Origin of the sequence: Hymenobacter sp. BT730, assembly GCF_030542105.1 — a bacterium.
Taxonomy (GTDB): Bacteria; Bacteroidota; Bacteroidia; order Cytophagales; family Hymenobacteraceae; genus Hymenobacter.
In genome coordinates, this window is record NZ_JAUOFB010000004.1 from 203,820 (window position 1) to 222,464 (window position 18,645).

General features: G+C 52.5%; 10 protein-coding genes and 1 pseudogene. 7 read left to right on the plus strand and 4 right to left on the minus strand.

The window, feature by feature from the left end:
• Positions 1–75: 75 nt before the first annotated feature.
• The 4 genes and pseudogenes from Q4G72_RS17905 to Q4G72_RS13580 all read left to right on the plus strand — a co-directional run.
• Positions 76–549 (plus strand): annotated as a pseudogene (locus Q4G72_RS17905) (lamin tail domain-containing protein); the annotation flags it as partial.
• A 477-nt stretch (positions 550–1,026) separates the two neighbouring features.
• The gene (locus Q4G72_RS13570; RefSeq protein WP_303311973.1) at positions 1,027–4,044 is read left to right on the plus strand and encodes a T9SS type A sorting domain-containing protein; all 3,018 of its coding nucleotides are present in this window, start codon (positions 1,027–1,029) and stop codon (positions 4,042–4,044) included.
• 360 nt (positions 4,045–4,404) lie between these two features.
• Positions 4,405–6,009 carry a protein adenylyltransferase SelO gene (locus Q4G72_RS13575; RefSeq protein ID WP_303311974.1) on the plus strand — a complete coding sequence of 535 codons (1,605 nt, stop codon included), beginning with the start codon at positions 4,405–4,407 and terminating at the stop codon, positions 6,007–6,009.
• 519 nt (positions 6,010–6,528) lie between these two features.
• Positions 6,529–13,071, plus strand: coding sequence for a choice-of-anchor D domain-containing protein (locus Q4G72_RS13580; protein ID WP_303312007.1), 6,543 nt, complete (start codon positions 6,529–6,531; stop codon positions 13,069–13,071).
• A 75-nt stretch (positions 13,072–13,146) separates the two neighbouring features.
• Here the strand turns inward: Q4G72_RS13580 and Q4G72_RS13585 are convergent, their stop codons facing one another.
• From Q4G72_RS13585 to Q4G72_RS13600, 4 genes are all read right to left on the minus strand, one after another.
• A complete protein-coding gene (locus tag Q4G72_RS13585) occupies positions 13,147–13,473 on the minus strand; it encodes a HesB/IscA family protein (RefSeq protein WP_054412179.1) in 327 nt (108 codons plus the stop codon).
• Positions 13,474–13,556: 83 nt separating this feature from the next.
• On the minus strand, positions 13,557–13,964 hold the full coding sequence (locus tag Q4G72_RS13590; RefSeq protein WP_303311975.1) for a hypothetical protein: 408 nt from the start codon (positions 13,962–13,964) through the stop codon (positions 13,557–13,559).
• Between the two features lie 100 nt (positions 13,965–14,064).
• On the minus strand, positions 14,065–14,481 hold the full coding sequence (gene iscU, locus Q4G72_RS13595) for a Fe-S cluster assembly scaffold IscU (protein ID WP_303311976.1): 417 nt from the start codon (positions 14,479–14,481) through the stop codon (positions 14,065–14,067).
• Between the two features lie 104 nt (positions 14,482–14,585).
• Positions 14,586–15,800 carry an IscS subfamily cysteine desulfurase gene (locus Q4G72_RS13600; protein WP_303311977.1) on the minus strand — a complete coding sequence of 405 codons (1,215 nt, stop codon included), beginning with the start codon at positions 15,798–15,800 and terminating at the stop codon, positions 14,586–14,588.
• A 133-nt stretch (positions 15,801–15,933) separates the two neighbouring features.
• Here Q4G72_RS13600 and mce point away from each other — a divergent pair, with 133 nt between their 5' ends.
• From mce to Q4G72_RS13615, 3 genes are all read left to right on the plus strand, one after another.
• Positions 15,934–16,356, plus strand: a complete 423-nt coding sequence (gene mce, locus Q4G72_RS13605) for a methylmalonyl-CoA epimerase (RefSeq protein WP_303311978.1) — start codon at positions 15,934–15,936, stop codon at positions 16,354–16,356.
• Positions 16,357–16,434: 78 nt separating this feature from the next.
• Positions 16,435–17,013, plus strand: a complete 579-nt coding sequence (locus tag Q4G72_RS13610) for an L-threonylcarbamoyladenylate synthase (RefSeq protein WP_303311979.1) — start codon at positions 16,435–16,437, stop codon at positions 17,011–17,013.
• A gap of 75 nt (positions 17,014–17,088) precedes the next feature.
• Complete coding sequence (locus Q4G72_RS13615; RefSeq protein ID WP_303311980.1) at positions 17,089–18,519, plus strand: CCA tRNA nucleotidyltransferase; 1,431 nt, start codon at positions 17,089–17,091, stop codon at positions 18,517–18,519.
• The last annotated feature ends 126 nt before the right edge of the window (positions 18,520–18,645 follow it).

The window sequence follows — 18,645 nt, forward strand, 5'->3', positions numbered from 1 at the left end:
TCAAACTGCGGGAAGTTATAATATCTTTGTGGCCCGATTTGCGCCTCTTCTTCTCTTTTTCATACACTGCCCCTCATGCTTACACCTTTACTTAATTGTTTACGAGCCCCTTCACTTCGTGTCAGGGGTTTCTTTTTGTCATTGGTACTGCTTCTGCTACCGTTGCTGGGGTGGGGTGCAGGCAGCTCTACTCTTGTAATCAGTCAGGTATATGGCGGCGGCGGTAATAGCGGCGCAACGTATAAGAATGACTTTGTTGAACTATATAATCTGGGAACAACATCTGTAAATCTGAACGGCTATAGTATTCAATATGCAGCTTCTGGTTTAACGACTACAGCTAGTTTTTCGAATATTTTTCAGCTACCGAACGCCTCTATAGAGCCGGGTAAATATTACCTCATTCAACTTGCGGGAGGTGCCAACGGCAATTCCTTTACTGCTGATGCAATTGGCAGTTTTAATATGAGTGCAACTGACGGTAGAATAGCTCTTGTAAATGGCATTACAGGAATTAAAGGCCCAACTGACGGAAGTGTTATTGATTTTATAGGATACGGTGGTACAGCTACTAATAACGCCTATGAAGGAACAGGACCAGCGCCAGCAATAAGCGCAACGAAAGCAGATTTCCGGATCAATAATGGCGGTACCGATACGGATGATAACGCTGCTGACTTCCTTGCAGGAACGCCTACGCCCCGCAACTCTACTTCATCGGGGATTGCGCCTTCCGTTACTTCAAGCTCGGCTTCTTTTGTGCGCTATACAAGCGCTACCTTAAGTGGATCTGTTACTGCGGATGGAGGAAGTGCAGTTACGGAGCGCGGCTTTGTCTATAATACTTCTACTAACCCTCGTATTGGGGTTGGTGGAGCCCTAAAAGTTACTTCGGGCTCAGGTACGGGTGCATTTACGTCAAACGTCACTGGACTGACGGCCAACACTACCTACTATTTCGCAGCTTATGCCACGAATAGCACGGGTACTTCCTATACTACATCACGTCAGTTCACAACCTCTGGCGTGCCATCTTTCACCGTTACGCCAACTGCACTGCCGGAATCTGGTAAAATATTCACCGCCACTGACTCGCGTGCCTCTGCTTACCACTGGTATTCCTTTAATGGTACCAATCTACAATCCATAGATAACGTTACTATTACGGCCTCAGCCGGTTATGAAGTAACCCTAGATACTATAGGCACAGCGCCACAAAGCACTATTTCAGAACCAGGAGGAAACCTGAATACGTCGAAACGGATATTCGTACGCCTGAAGGCTGGCGCAGTGGCCAATCCGGTGAATGGCACCATTACCAACAGTTATCCTGGCTTGGCCAGCCAAGTAATAACTCTCACAGGTAAACGGGTTGCTTCTCCCACGCTCACTGCCACTCCGGCTACCCTCTCTTTCTCTACTACAGCTCCCGCAGCTTCTTTGGAGCAATCCTATCATTTGGTAGGGGCTAACCTGACCCAGAGTGTAACCACAACAACGGCCATTGGCTATGAAATCTCCGCTACCAGTGGTGGACCCTATACCACTAAGCTGAGTCTGACGGCCGGCCCTGGCGGCGACCTGGACCGCTATGTTTATGTGCGGTTGAAGGGCAACCAAGGGGCAGGCACTGTTAACGGAACGATTGAGAATTTCTCTGGTGCATTAGGTGCTCCCGTAACAGTGAAAGGAACCGTTACTCCAAACCCGTCCTTGGCTACTCAGCCTAAGGTGCAGGGCAGCTTTACGTTCGGTGCCATTACTGGTAGTTCTATCCAGGTAAACCTGGTGCGAGGCGGCGGCACGCGTAGGCTGCTGGTGGTGCGGGAAGCAGCCGCCGTAAATGGTGATCCACAAGATGGAGTAATGTATGCAGCCAGTGCCCGTTATGGTGCTGGTGACGTGACCCAGCCCGGCAACTATGTAGTATACAATGGAAACAACACTTCCATAACCGTAACGAACCTTACCGCTGGTACGGTTTACTATTTTGCCTTATATGAATATAATGGCAGTGGAAATAATGTCAATTTTCTGACGCCAGGTTTCACAGGCAATACCAGCACTACTACGGTGCTTCCCACCGGAGGACCCGGCGAGTTGGTGCTGGAGGAAAACTTTAACTATGGCCCTAGTGCCAAACTAACAGACAATGGCTGGCTGGTGGTCTCCGGATCAACTAATTCAATTGTAACCAGTGCGGCTTCCCTTAGCTACGCAGAGTATGGTTCGCTGACTGGGGGCAGCTATGCTGCCAATGTTTCCAACTCCGGGGAAGATGCCCTGAAACCAATAGGGCGCACCTTTAGCACCGGCGACATGTATACCTCCATGCTGGTTCAGGTGAATACTGTAGGGGTGAACAATGAATACTTTTTTGCCCTTAGCCCGGCCTCCCTCTACACCAGCTATACCGGCCGTATTCACCTGAAAAATGGTTCTCTGCCTAATACCTTTAACGTAGGAATCAGCTTTAACGGCACAGTAACGAATACAGCCCAGATTGTATATGTAACGAATGCCAGCAATACGGTGGCGGATTATACCGCCGGCAACAGCTACCTGTTCGTAGTAAAGTACAGCAAGAAAGCAGGCACGCTTGATGATGAGGTTAAGCTGTTTGTATTCGATGCGGGAGTTCCCACCTCTGAGCCTGTAAATGCGGCTAATACCGCTACCGTAACAGCTGGTTTTACTGGCAATGGTGGCACTGCCTTTACAACGGAACAAAACCCGGCAGGTATCACCCTGCGCCAGTATAATGCTAATCAAAGCATTACGGTTGATGGCTTGCGCGTAGGTACAGGCTGGGGAGCTACCGTAGGGCGGCCAGTGTTTGTAGATGATACGTACAACCTACTAGCAGGCAACTATTATGATGTAACGCTGACCGGTGCTACTTCTAACATCCAGGCCGTAGGAAAGTCATACGTGCAAAGCCAGCTGAACCTGCTGAATGGCCGGCTGCTCACTTCGGCCACAAATTTGGTAACGGTAGGTAGTGAAGCTCAAAACAACAAGGGCAACAATAATAGCTTTGTAGAAGGACCGCTAGCCCGGGTCTTCCCGGCATCCGGCTCTACCTTAACCTTCGGCGTAGGTCGGGATGGAATCTACCGGCCCTTTACCTTGGGGCTGCTCAACAGCACGGCCGCCACGGTGCTCAGTACCGAGATGGTGAATGAAACTACCCCAAACGGTACGTCATTCGCTACAGGTTCTGATCTGAACCGCACCTCGCGGGTGCGTTATTTCCGGGTGACGCGCCTGAGCGGACCCGATGCCAGCGCCGCCCAGGTCACGCTCAACTATGGCCAGGATGACGACGTGGTAGAGCCCGCTACTTTGCGGGTAGGAAAATCGGCCAACAACGGGGCCGATGCTTATGCCAACTTAGGACCTGTAACAGGCGGTACCGGAACACCAGCCGGTTCCATTACCTCAGATCTATTCACGGAAACATTCGCCACACCTGTCATTTTTGCGCTGGCAAATAAGACAGGCGGCTTCAATCCCCTTCCTGTGGAGTTAACGGCCTTCACTGCCGAGCGTAAGGGCTCAACTGTGCAGGTGAAGTGGACTACTGCTTCTGAGCGCAACAGTGCATACTTCCTTGTTGAGCGAGCTTATGAGGGTAGCTCATTTCAGGCAATTGGGCGGGTAGCAGGGCAGGGTAGTACCTCTACTCAAACCACTTACCAATTTGAGGATGCCAAGGCAATGGGTGGACGGGCTTACTACCGCCTGCGTCAGGTAGACCAGGATGGTGCAGCACACCTTTCTACTGTCCGTACAGTTCAAGGAACGCAGCTGATTACGGGTATTTATCCTAACCCGGTACAGCAGGTACTGCACGTGCAGTTGCCAGTTTCTGACAGCCCCGTGCAGGCTGTTATTACCGACCTTGTAGGGCGGGAAGTTTACCGTGCACTGGTTCCCGCTTCTCAGGAGCTGGATTTGCACCAGTTACCACAGGGTAGCTATATGCTGATGCTCGAAGGACAGCAGCTACGCTCCACCCATAAGCTGGTAAAGACTAACTAAGCTTTTCTAGCTGTTCAAAAAGGCCCCCTTCTGTATATACAGAAGGGGGCCTTTGGTTTTTATAATATGACTGATTTGGTGGCTGTTAGTTTCCTTATCCATTGTTTTCCAGCCCCTTGTTGTAGGATTGATACCCGTGAGTCGTACAGTGCTTACAATTAGAAGTAGGAGGGAGACTTGCCTGACCGTCCGGCTTTGTTGAGAAAAAGATGAAAAAGGCAGGAAGCAGGGCCGGATTTCACGTATCCTTTAAGGTTTGTAGGGTAACAGCATCACGACTTCCGCCAGAAATCAGTCAGGTAAACAGGCCTTAGTACTCAGCTAAGTCAGTGCCTTCTCAAAGTCTTACCGCATTATTATATGTCTCAGAACAATCTGTCATTTGATCAGCTCCTTTTTCATAACTCCTTTGTAGATGAACTTCCGGGCGAAGTGGCGCCCGATACCAAACCCCGGCAGGTGCCAGGCGTGTGCTATTCTCAGGTGAAACCCACCCCAGTGCGCGAACCGCGGCTCTTCGCATGGTCGGAAGAGCTGGCCGACTTTCTGGGTATAAGCCGACCACCGGAACAAGGCCCCGCCGTCGACGCGCTGGCCGGCAACCTGGTCGTGGACAGTATGAAACCATTTGCGGCCCGCTATGGGGGGCACCAGTTCGGCAACTGGGCCGGGCAGCTCGGCGACGGCCGGGCCATTTCCCTGGGGGAACTCACCGCTCGGGATAGTTCTTCCTGGGAAATTCAACTGAAAGGAGCCGGCCCCACGCCCTACTCCCGCCGGGCAGATGGCCGGGCAGTGCTGCGCTCCTCGGTGCGGGAATTCCTATGCAGCGAGGCCATGCACGCGCTGGGGGTACCTACCACCCGGGCCCTAAGCCTGGTGGGCACTGGTGACTTGGTGGTGCGTGACATGTTTTACAATGGTAACCCTCAGCCCGAACCGGGCGCTATTGTGGCGCGGGTTGCCCCCACGTTTGTGCGGTTCGGCAACTTTCAGCTCATGACGGCCGCAAAGGAGCTAAGTAATCTGCGTGCCTTGGCTAACTACGTAATAAGCCGCTTTTATCCTGAGTTAGGCGAACCGTCGGAGGCAGTATACCAGCGGTGGTTTGCGGAAATATGTCGCCGTACGGCTGTTATGGTAGCGCACTGGATGTCAGTGGGCTTTGTGCATGGGGTGATGAATACCGACAATATGTCTATTCTGGGCCTTACCATCGATTACGGCCCTTATGGCTGGCTGGAGCCGTATGATCCTACCTGGACGCCCAACACGACCGACTTTAGCCACCACCGCTATGCATTTGCGCAACAGCCTCAGGTAGCCTTATGGAACCTGGTGCAGCTGGGGCGGGCCTTAACACCACTTGTGCCCGAGGTAGAAGGGCTGAATGAGGCGCTGGAGCTGTACCGCACCACTTTTACAGCCACGCAACAGGACATGATGCGCCGTAAGTTGGGGTTGCTTACCGTGACGCTGCCCGAAGACACGGCACTGCTAGAAGATATCCATCAGGGCCTGACTACCTCGGAAATGGATATGACGTTGTTTTTCCGTCAGCTTTCCCATGTAGCGCCGGCCTTGCGGGACAGCACACAGGAAGAAGAGCCGCTCTTTCGCCAGCTGATAGAAAATGCCTCTTATACCCCGGAGCCATCGGCGGTGCATGATACCCTTTTGGCCTGGTTACGGCGGTATGCACAACGGCTACAACACGAAACAGCTACCGGAGAAGCTATCCGGGTAGGCATGCTGGCCGCCAACCCTAAGTATGTACTTCGTAATTACCTGGCCCAGCAAGCAATTGAAGCCGCAGAGGTGGGAGATTTATCGTTACTCAACCGGCTGATGCAGGTTCTGACGAATCCCTATGATGAACAGCCCGAGCATAATGAGCTGGCGGATAAGCGGCCGGAATGGGCGCGCTTTAAGCCCGGAAGCGCCACTCTTTCCTGCAGCTCCTAGGAGAGAATCAATTACAAATTCAAGGACTGTTTAACCTACACTTTTGGTTCCAATTGCTTTAACGGTTGCTAGCTCCTTTGTCATGGCAGAAGGACATTCCTGTGTGCGTTAAGTCGTTCATTTCTTTGTATGAGTGGTATCTGTCTGTCGCTAATAAACCGGATTAGCCATCCTATCGGAAGGGTTATATACTTAGCCTTATGCAAGGCACCGGGCTTGCGGTATAGGCTTTACTTAGAGCACGGCAGCTATACCGCATAATTTTCAAAAGAGCCTTCTACTACGGTAGAGGGCTCTTTTTTTATATGCTTAAGGAAAAAAACTATAATTCAAATGTTGTATATAAATAATAATTAATTGCATATTAATAGAAATAGGGAAAAAAATAATAAACTTAATCCAAATTATATGTTGGCAATCACAAAAATTCCGCGTAGGGGGGGTAGGCTTTGCCTAACAGTCTGGTGGTTAGCTATTCTGTCCATATTCCTAGTGAGCAAACAGGCGCTGGCTCAGGAGATGGTTATTAAACAAGGGGAGCAAAGCTATTCATCGGGCAGTACCTATTCTGATTTGACTAGCTTGATTGGAACCTCTGTTGATGTGGTTTTTACCATTGAAAACCCGGGAACAGCTGCTCTTAATCTGGTAGTAGATCCGGTTAACACAAATTCTGATCGAAGCCCGGCTTACGTAACTCGTAGTGGGAGCGACGAGAATCAGTTTTCAATCCAGACACAACCTTCAAGTCCAATCGATATTGGTGGTACTTCTACTTTCACGCTGAGGTTTACTCCTACATCAAGCGGGACAAAAAATGTAATCTTGACCCTCCTGAATGACAGTGGTCAGAATCCTTATACGCTGAACATTAGTGCCTCAGTTCAGGAGCCGGAACCAGTGGTGCCGGAAATCAATGTAAAAGAAGGCTCTACGTCGTATGCGGCAGGCAGCACCTTCTCGTTTTCGACCACGGAGGTAGGTTCGACAACCAACGCCACGTTTACGATTGAGAACCTGGGCAATGGCGAACTGAACCTGACGGGTACGCCCCGGGTGGCAGTAAGCGGGGTAGATGCCAGTCAGTTTACCGTGACGGCGCAGCCAGACAGCCCCGTAGGGGCCAGCGGCTCCACCTTCACGGTTCAATTTGCCCCAACCAGTGTGGGGACCAAAACGGCCAAACTTACCATCGATAACAACGACAGTAACGAGAGCAGCTACGAAATTATCCTGGAGGGCACAGCTACTAATCCACCCGCTCCGGAAATCAGGGTGAAAGTGGATGGCACAACCTATGCAGCAGGAACGGCTGTGCCCGATTTAGGTACGCTATATACCTCCGATTCGCCTCAGGATATTACTGTTACCATTGAGAATTCAGGTGATGCAACTCTCAATTTCTCTGGGTCATTGGATACTGACAGCTCGCCGGAATTTGCGTTGGTAGGCTCGACGAGCGGTGCAGTAGACGGGACGCCTGCTACCCTGACTTTACGGTTTACCCCTACCAGCACAGGGGCGAAGACTGCTAAGCTTATCATTAACAACAACGACAGCAATGAGAACCCCTATGTTCTAACCTTTAGTGGTACCGTAGCCAACCCGGCAGTGCCGGAAATTGATGTGCAGGTGCAAGGACAGCCAGATACCAATGTGCATAGCTACGACTTTGGCACGGTGTACACTGGCGGAGGGCAAAAGGATATTACGTTCACCATTCTGAATACCGGCAATGCAGACCTGACGCTAAGCGGCAATCCAGCGCTGAGCGGTTCAAGTAACTTCACCGTAGTGGATAACCCGAATATGACTGTGTCGGGCCCCAATGGCTCCACGTCCGTTACGGTAAGATTTACGCCGACGGGCAATGGGGTAAAATCCAGTACGCTCACTATTGCCAGCAACGACAGTGACGAGGGGAGTTACACTATTTCTCTGCAAGGCACAGCTGCTGACCCGCCCGCCCCGGAAATAGATGTCACGCAGAATGGTACGTCACTTGCTTCGGGGGCATCCTTCGCTTTTGGCTCGCAGGTAGTAGGCAGCTCTTCGGGAGCTATAGAATTTGAAATTCAGAATTCCGGTACGGCCCCGCTAACGCTGTCCGGAAACCCCAGAGTTGCGCTTACCGGCTCGGGGTCCTTTACGGTTAGTGCCCAGCCCAGCAGCGGCTCTGTGGCTGAAGGCGCGTCGGAAAAATTCAGCGTACAGTTTACCCCAAGTAGCGGCGGGGATAAAACGGCAACGTTGACCATCACCAATAATGACAGTAACGAAGATCCGTATACGATTACGCTGACTGGCCACGGCCTGGCACCTGAAATTGATGTGCAGCAGGGTGGGGCACCATTTGCGTCCGGTCAAACCTATACGTATAGCGGAACTACACTTACCGGCGGCGGTACGGCAGATGCGACTTTCACTATTGCGAATACGGGAGATGCCGACCTCCACCTGACGGGCAGCCCTAAAGTAACGAGCAGCTCCTCGGAATTTGTTGTGCTGGAGGACCCAACGAGCCCGGTGGCCGGAACCCTCACCTCCTTCACGGTACGTTTTACGCCTACAGCCCCCGGGTTGCGAACCGCCTCGCTCACCATTGCGAATGACGACAGTGACGAGGGCTCGTACGTCATCAACCTGAGCGGGCAAGCCGCTGACCCGGCTCCGGAAATCAATGTGAAGCAAGGAACTGCCTCTTATGCAGTAAGTAGTACCTACTCTTATGCCAATACCGCAGTAGGAGCTACCACGGATGCGGCATTCACCATTGAGAACCTGGGAAATGGGGTGCTGTCCCTCACGGGCTCGCCCTTGGTAGCTTTAAGCGGAACCAATGCGAATCAGTTTTCCGTGACAGCCCAACCCAGTAGCCCAGTAGGGGTAGGGAGTACTACCACATTTACGGTTCGATTTGCGCCCACTAGTGCTGGCACCAAAACCGCCGTGCTGACTATTGCCAATAATGACTCCGATGAAGGTACTTATACCATCAACCTGAGTGGAGTAGGGCAAGCCCCGGAAATTAATGTGAAACAAGGACCGACTTCCTATGCTGTAAATAGTGCGTTTACTTATACCCCTACTACTACGGGCACTACTAGAGACGCTACCCTCACCATTGAAAACCTGGGAAGCGCTACCCTAAACCTGACTGGTAGTCCTGTAGTGGCACTAAGTGGTGCAGATGCCGGGCAATTTTCAGTGACTACGCAGCCCAACAGCTCAGTCAGTGCTGGCGGCAGTACCACGTTTACCGTTCGGTTTGCACCTTCCAGTGTTGGTATTAAGACGGCCGTGCTCACCATTGCCAACAATGACCTGGATGAAGGTGCTTATACCATCAATCTAACAGGTCAGGGTATAACACCTGAAATCAATGTAAAACAAGGCACTACGTCTTATGCTACCAATAGCACCTTTGTATATCCTGGAGGTCCATTCCTTCCGGGCTCCAATAATTCTATCACCTTCACCATTGAGAACCTGAGTACAGGAATTCTCAGCCTGACGGGTAGCCCACGGGTAGCCGTGAGCGGTGCAGATGCCGGGCAATTTTCGGTGACTACGCAGCCTGGTAGCTCGGTCAATGGTGTCGGTAACACCACATTTACCGTTCGGTTTACCCCATCCAGTGTTGGCATTAAAACAGCCACGCTCACTATTGCTAATAATGACCTGGATGAAAATCCCTATATCATCAACCTGAGTGGGGAATCGCAGGCACCGGAAATCAATGTAAAGCAGGGAATTGTCTCTTATGCGGTGGGGAGTACTTTCACTCCGGCTGCTACTTTGGTTGGTACTACAACGGACGTATCCTTTACCATTGAAAATCTGGGAGGCTTAGCCCTAAACCTGACAGGGGTTCCCAAGGTGGCCTTGAGCGGAATTAATGCGAATCAGTTTTCCGTCACCGCTCAGCCTAGTAGTCCGGTAGTGGCTGGAGGCACCACTGCTTTTACTGTGCAGTTTAAGCCCACCAGCGCCGGCACCAAAACCGCCGTGCTGACTATTGCCAATAATGACTCCGATGAAGGTACTTATACCATCAACCTGAGTGGGGTAGGGACTACGCCGGAAATCAATGTGAAACAAGGACCTACTTCCTATGCTGTTGGCTCTACGGCTACCTTTACACCCACAGCCGCGGGCACTAGCGCAGATTTAGTGTTTACCATTGAGAACACAGGAAATGGCAATCTAAACCTCACGGGCAGCCCCCTGGTGGCCTTAAGCGGTACCAACGCCAGTCAATATTCTATTGTGCTACAACCCAGTACCCCGGTCAGTGCCGGTAGTAATACCACTTTTACAGTCCGTTTTTCGCCGATCAGTGCCGGCACCAAAACGGCTGTGCTGACCATCGCCAATAATGACTCCGATGAGGGAAGCTATACCGTTAATCTGAGTGGGGTTGGCCAAAGCACAGAGCCTACTCAGCAGCCTTCTGTGAGTGCTACCGGAATAGGGCCAACTTGGGTACAGTTCAGCCTAACGGGAGGAAATGGGGCCAAACGTTTGGCCGTTATCCGGGCTACCAGTACAGCCGCCGCACCACCCACCGACGGCAGCATCTATACTGCCGGTACACGGTTTGGCCAAGGTAGTTCCACCGGTACCGGCAACACCGTGCTGATAGCCGGCACTGCTACTACTTCCTTTGTATCCAATCTGACGCCTTCCACCAGCTATACCCTGGAGGTATATAGCTACAATGAGGCAGGCGGGAATACAACCAACTACTTGACCACCGCCCCCGGCTCGGTTGTGGCCTCTACCCCTGCGCCCGTCTATACCGCTAACTTCACCACTGCTGCTTGGACAAGCAGTAGCGGTGACCCAGGCAGTGCTAATATGTGGACGCCAGCCCGCATTGATCCTACCGGGGATGATGTCCTGGTTATTAATAGGGGCAATGCCAACATGGTAACAGTAAACTATCAAGGCACCGAAACGATAAAGCAACTGATTATTCAGGCGCCGTCGCAGGTTACTTTTAATGTGCTGGGGTCAACTACTAGCTCCCTTACTCTACTTGGGGCCAGTAATGCGCTCCAGATACCGGCAACCTCCTCTATCATCTTCGATGCGGCTACCGATGGCAGCATGATCATGCAGTTAGGGCCGGGCGCAATCACTTCCATTAGTGGCTCTATTGAGTTCAAGAATAATAATAACAATCGGGTATCAGCGCATCGTTTGCAGGGCAGTCAGGCCGGGGCTATTACTTTCCTGAGTGGCTCCAAATTCTTGGCTACCAAAGGGTTTTCTACTTCCGGTAGTGCTTTTGGAGCTTCGGTCGCTAACTCCGTTATCTTCCAGAGTGGCGCTACATACCGTCAGCAAGCCGGTTCAGCGCCATTTGGGATGGCAGAGCCAGCATCCGCAGTAGATTTCCAAAGCGGTAGTACCTATGAGTATGCCATGGGCGCGGGAAGCAGTCTGGAGTGCTCCGGGCGGAAGTACGGCCACCTCATCTGTGAAACCGGCAGCAGCAGTACCGCCCTCTTTACCCTGCCTATGACGATCCTGAACAACTTAACGCTCCAAAGCGGCACGGTAAATATGAACGCCGCAAAAGGCGTAAGTATAGGGGGTAATCTGTTGGTAGCCGGTGGAAAGCTTGTTTTAATACCAAATGGCAATGGTGCTAATGATTCCCCGAATTTAGCGGTGAGTGGTGACCTAACCGTCAATAATGGCGCAGAATGCACCTATGCCCCCAATGGTAATGCTAACCAGCAAGGCAGCTTTAGTGTGGGCGGCCATCTCACGGTAAATGGGACCGGCAAAATTGATTGCAACCCTACGCCTAAAATCACCATGAAAATGAATGGTACGGCAGGAGGACAATTAATAAGAGGCACTGGCACTTTTATCTGCAATGCCGTCATGATCATTGACAACATGGATGGAGTAACACTACAGAAGCCCATAACGCTTCCCCGGGGAATAGACTTGTCCAGAGGTCTGCTACATACCGATGACGTCAATATTCTGACCATGCCATCTACTGCTCCCGCCACGGGAGGTAGCAGGATTAGCTTCGTTGATGGCCCGATGATTCGCACACTGAACATTAGTGGTGTCTCTACCTCATTGGCTTACCCAATTGGTCGGATTTCGGCTTATCGGCCTTTAACGCTCACGCTCACGCAAGCCGGCGCAGCCTTAACTTCTTATAAGGCAGAACAGATTGAAAGCGGGGCCCCCATTCTGCCTTATATCGGTGAAATCAAGCGGGTTTCAGGAGTGCGGCACTTTAAAATCAGTAAAGTAGCGGGTGGTACCAGCTTTACTGATGGTATTGTAACGCTGAGCTATGGAACGGATAGCAACCGCGACGACCAGGTAGATGCCCCAGCCAAGCTGCGGGTTGCCAAAACCATTGATTCTGAAACCAAATGGCTGGACTTGGGTGGTACTGGCTCCGGAGTTGGTACTGGCACTATTACTTCTACTACTCGTTTCTCTACGTTTAGCTTGTTTGCCCTGGCTAGTGTCGCTGCCAGTGCCAATTCCGGCGACAACCCCTTGCCCGTAACCTGGGCAGGCTTTACGGCTACCGTAGTTGAGGCAGGGGTGCAGTTGGATTGGCAAACAGCCACTGAACTGAACACGGACCGGTTTGAAGTGCAGCGTAGTCAGGATGGCTATACTTTCCGGACCCTGCAATCCGTGCCAGCTGCTGGCAATAGCACGGCCCTGCGGCGCTACCAGGCCTTGGATGAAACAACGCTTACGGGCTTAACTTACTACCGCATCCGGCAACTGGACCAGACCGGAGCTGAGTCCTTCACGTCCGTGCTATCTGTGAGAGGGGGTAAGTTGAACGCTGCCGTCTATCCTAATCCCGTAACAGATAAGCTCAACTACAAAGTAAATGAAGCGGTTACCCGGTGGCGCATATCGGATGGGGTAGGCCGGACCTTATCAAACGGTCATAAGGAGAATGGCTCTTCTACCATAGATGTAAGCAAGCTGGCGCCAGGCGTCTATTTCCTGGAACTGCGCACTTTACACGGTACCTCTATGCACCGGTTTGTAAAAGAGTGAGGAAATTCTCTCCAGAAACAGAAAGCCCTTTCCAGTTATGGAAAGGGCTTTCTGTTTCTAATACTGGGAGGAAGTTTAGACCGAGAAACTCTCCCCGCAGCCACAGGTGCGGGAAGCGTTAGGGTTATCGAAATAAAAGCCTTTGCCGTTCAAACCGTCCGAGAAGTTAAGCTCGGTACCGGCCAGGTAAAGGAAGCTTTTCATATCAACCACCACGCGTACGCCTTTGTCCTCAAACTCCTGGTCCATCGGCTTCACTTCATTATCGAAGTCCAGCTTATAAGACAGGCCAGAGCAGCCGCCACCCGCTACCGAAGCGCGCAGGCGGAAGGTAGGGTCCAGGTGAGCATCAGCAATCAGATGCTCAATTTTTTCCTTGGCTTTATCTGAAACGGTAATCATGGCTTATGGAAGGTGTTATCAGTTGGTTGCTGATTTAGCCCCGTTAGTAATAAAACAGGCAGCAACTTTCAATTAACAATCAATTAGGAGGAAGGATTCAATACAACACTGAACACAGTAATAGTGTTTAGGTCGCGGCCGTAGTAGAGCTTGTCCAGCGCTTCGTAGGCGTTATGGGCCCGGAAGTACGAGGTTTGCAGCTCTTTGTCGCCGCGGGCGCGCCATTGAATGGTGTAGGAGCTTTCGGTGTCACGGAAGCGCTGTACGTAGGTCAGCATTTTCCGCAGCGCATCCAGCTTATCATAGCCTTCCTCGTAGCGAAACAGGAAGCTTTGCTGGTGGCGCGGATTGACAGTAATCAAATCCAGGCGTACCTGCCCATCCAACTGCCGAAACTCAAACAATAGATTACCGGGACCCATGCCCAGATGATCTTCTATCTGGCGCTGAATGCGGGCACTTTCTACGTGTACGTCGTTGGAAACCTCCATTGAATGCGTATTAAAAGCTGATTGCTGAGTGTGTATGGCGAAGTATGGGCAACGAAAGCTACCCATGCTTCGCCATACACACTCAGCAATCAACCATTAATTAATGGTGTGACTTAGCTACTTCCAGCTCAGGCATTCCATTCTTTACCCGATAGTCGTTGATAGCCGACTTGATGGCATCTTCAGCCAGTACCGAGCAGTGGATTTTTACGGGTGGCAGGGCCAACTCTTCCACAATTTCCATGTTGTCGATAGCCAGGGCCTCGTCAACGGTCTTGCCTTTTAGCCACTCGGTGGCCAGGGAGGAAGAAGCAATAGCCGAGCCACAGCCGAACGTCTTGAATTTAGCGTCGGTAATGGTGTTGGTGGTTTCGTCTACCTCAATCTGCAGACGCATAACGTCGCCGCACTCAGGAGCGCCTACCAGGCCGGTACCTACGTTCTTTTTGCTTTTGTCCAGCGTACCTACGTTGCGTGGGTTGCTGTAATGGTCGATAACTTTATCGGAGTAAGCCATGGCTTTTTTTCAGTTACTGATTGTCAGTTGCGGGTTGCCAGTAAAATTATGGTTGCTGAAATGATTCCGGATACTGGCGACTCGGAAAGGGCAACTGAGGTTTCTTAATGTTCAGCCCACTCAATTTTATCGAGGTCGATGCCTTCCTTGAACATCTCCCACAGCGGAGACATTTCGCGGAGCTTGGTCACGGCTTCTTTCACGTGGCCAATGGCATAATCAACCTGCTCATCGGTGGTAAAGCGGCTCAGTCCAAAGCGGAGGGAAGAGTGCGCCAGGTCGTCGCTCAGGCCCTGGGCCTTCAGCACGTAGCTGGGCTCCAGGGAAGCCGACGTACAGGCCGAGCCTGACGAAACCGCCAAGTCTTTCACGCCCATCATCAGGCCTTCGCCTTCTACGTATTTAAAGCTGATGTTGGTGGTGTGCGGTAAGCGGTGCTCGCGCGAGCCATTCACGTAGCTTTCTTCCAGCGTAAGCAGCTCTTTTTCCAGCCGGTCGCGCATGGTGGAAATACGCGCATTGTCGCTCTCCATGTCCAGGCGGCACAGCTCAGCGGCTTTGCCGAGGCCTACAATACCGGGCACGTTCAGGGTGCCAGAGCGCATGCCGCGCTCGTGGCCGCCACCGTCCATCTGGGCGGTAACTTTTACCCGTGGGTTTTTGCGACGCACGTACAGTGCACCTACACCCTTGGGGCCGTACATTTTGTGAGCGGAAAAGGCCATCAGGTCAATGCCATCGGCCAAAACATCTACCGGAATTTTACCTACGGCCTGCGTAGCATCCGTCATGAACAGGGCACCGTGCTTGTGGGCAATGGCGGCAATTTCACGTACGGGCTGAATAGTGCCGGTTTCATTGTTGGCGTACATAATGCACACCAGAATAGTCTGGGGCGTCATGGCCGCTTCCAGTTCCTGCAGGCTGATAAGGCCTTCGGAGTTAACTGGCAGGTAGGTAACACGGGCACCCTGCTTTTCCAGGTGCTTGCACGTGTCCAGAACTGCTTTATGCTCAGTGGTAGCGGTAATGATATGGTTGCCACGCTGGGCATACATTTCATAAACGCCTTTGATACCCAGGTTATCGGATTCGGTAGCGCCCGAGGTAAAGATGATTTCCTTTGGGTCGCAGTTGATGAGCTTGGCAATTTGCTCCCGAGAATAATCTACCGCTTCCTCTGCCTGCCAGCCGAATGCGTGGTTACGGGAAGCCGCGTTGCCAAACATTTCAGTCATGTAGGGCAACATAGCCTCCAGCACCCGCGGATCCATGGGAGTAGTGGCGTTATTATCGAGGTAAATGGGTAATTTAAGCATGGCCTAAATAGGTTGTCAGCGGAGAATGATTCGCCGGTAGAACACGGAAACCGGCAAACAGGTTTTACTTTGCTGCACAAAAGTAGACATATTCCAAACAAGCTGTACCCGCTTCTTCCACACAATTACTAGTATGTTCACTAACCTGGAACACCTGGGCCTGGCCGTGCAGGACCTGACCGCAGCTACGACCTTATATACTGCCTTACTGGGCACGCCACCCTATAAGCAGGAGCATGTAGCCAGCGAAGGGGTAGACACCGTCTTCTTCCGGGTGGGCGGCTCCAAAATTGAGCTCTTGGCTGGCACCACCCCGGAAAGTGCCATCACCAAATACCTCAGCAAGAAAGGGGAGGGCATCCACCACGTAGCGTTTGAGGTACAAGACATTTATGCCGAGATGGCGCGGCTGCGGGCCGAAGGTTTTACGCTGCTGAATGAAGAACCCAAGCGGGGTGCCGATAATAAGCTAGTATGTTTTGTGCACCCGAAAAGCGCCGCCGGCGTATTGGTAGAGCTGTGTCAGGAAATAGCAGGTGAAGCGCCGCGCGTGTAACTTCTATCTCATCTGTCCTTATATATATATATATAATAGTGTTGGTACGCTTCGGTGTGCGCTCTTAATCTCCCCGCCATGAGCAAGTTTTTTCTTCAGGAAGTAGAATCAGCAGTAGATGCGCTGTTACTGCAGCAGGTTATTTTGTACCCCACCGATACTGTGTGGGGCCTGGGCTGCGACGCCGAGGTACCCCCTGCGGTCGACAAATTGTATTCGCTAAAGCAGCGGGCCTTGGATAAGCCCAGCATTGTGCTGGTAGCCGACGAGCAGATGTTTGCCAAGTATGCTGCCGTGGTACCACCCAACCTCTCAGAGCTTATCAAACAGCAGGATAAACCCACCACCTACGTAGTGCCGGCCAGCCCAACGGTAGCCAAAAACCTGGTGGCCTCCGACGGCACTATTGGCCTGCGGGTAGTAAAAGATGATGAGTTCAGCCATAAAATTGTGCGCCGGCTGGGGCATGGGGTGGTTTCTACCTCGGCCAACATTAGCGGCAAGCCTACGCCCGCTACCTTCGCCGAAATAGAGCAGGAGGTGATAAAAGGGGTAGATTATGTGGTGAACTGGCGGCAGGACGATTCTACTGCTGCCGCTCCCTCCCGCGTGGTGCGCGTGCAGCCTGATGGCTCTTTGGAAGTGCTGCGCGACTAACCGGCAGTAGAAAGCACAAATGGCCCGGCCGGGAGTTGTTACCTTTGTAGCTTCTCCGCGTTCCGCTGCTGCCCCATGAAAACTCCCCAGCTTCCTGATCTTCCTTTATTCCAGACGATAGCGCAAGCCGCCGGCGAGCTGGGCTACCCAGCCTACGTCATCGGGGGCTTTGTGCGCGACCTGGCCTTGGAGCGCCCCAGCAAGGACGTAGATGTGGTTTGTGTGGGAGACGGTATCCGGCTGGCACAGGAAGTAGGCCGCCGCCTGCCTTCTCAGCCCCGCGTTACGGTGTTCCGCAACTTTGGCACGGCCATGCTGCCCACACCGGAGGTGGAAATCGAGTTTGTTGGGGCCCGCCGGGAAAGCTACCGCGCGGAGTCGCGCAAGCCGGAAGTGGAAGCCGGCACACTGGAGGAAGATCTGGCCCGCCGCGACTTTACTATCAATGCCCTCGGCCTGAGCCTAAACCCCCAGGACTTTGGCACCCTGATAGACCGCTACGACGGCATGGGGGACCTGAAGCGGAAAATCATTCGCACACCCCTAGACCCCGACATTACTTTCTCTGATGACCCGCTGCGCATGATGCGCGCCGTGCGCTTTGCTACCCAGCTCGATTTTGATATTGAGCCGGAAACCTTCGATGCCATTGCGCGCAATAAGGAGCGCATCCGCATCGTGTCGCAGGAGCGGATTACGGATGAGCTGAACAAGATTATCATGACGCCTAAGCCCAGCTACGGGTTTAAGCTGCTGTTTCATAGCGGGCTGCTGCCGCTGATTTTCCCCCGCATGGCGCAGCTGCACGGCGTGGAGAAAGTAGGCCAGCACGCTCACAAGGATAATTTCTACCACACCCTGCAGGTGCTGGACAACGTGGTAGCCACCGGCGGCGACCTATGGCTGCGCTGGGCCGCCATTCTGCACGATATTGCCAAACCCGCCACCAAACGCTACGACCCCAAAGTGGGCTGGACGTTTCATGGCCACGAAGACAAAGGTGCCCGCTGGGTGCCCCACATTTTCACGGAGCTAAAGCTGCCCTTGGGCGAGGAGATGCGCCAGGTGCAAAAGCTGGTGCGCCTGCACCTGCGGCCCATTGCGCTGGTAAAGGAAACCGTAACCGACTCGGCAGTGCGCCGCCTGCTCTTCGAAACCGGCGACGATATTGACCGGCTGATGCAGCTGTGCAAGGCGGATATAACCAGCAAAGACCACCAGCGCGTGGCGCGGTATCTGCGCAACTTCGAGCGGGTGGAGGAAAAGCTGAAAGAAGTAGAGGAGAAAGACCATCTGCGCAATTTCAAGCCCGTCATCACGGGCGAAATCATTATGCAGACGTTTCATCTGAAGCCTTCCCGCGCCGTGGGCGAACTAAAGGAGGCGGTACTGGAAGCTATTCTGGAGGGCCAGATCAGGAATGAGTTTGAGGAAGCCTTCGCCTTCCTGTTGCAGCTCGGCAAGGCGAAGGGGCTTCCTCAGGGTCATCATTCACTCACCAAATAGACCCTTTCTCACTCTCATCCTATCTATAGAGAGCGGCCGGGGCCCAAGGGTTGCCCGGCCGCTCTATTAATTTTTAGTAGGTCAGTAAAGTTCTGTAAAGCACGGCAAAGCTCCGGCTAATACATG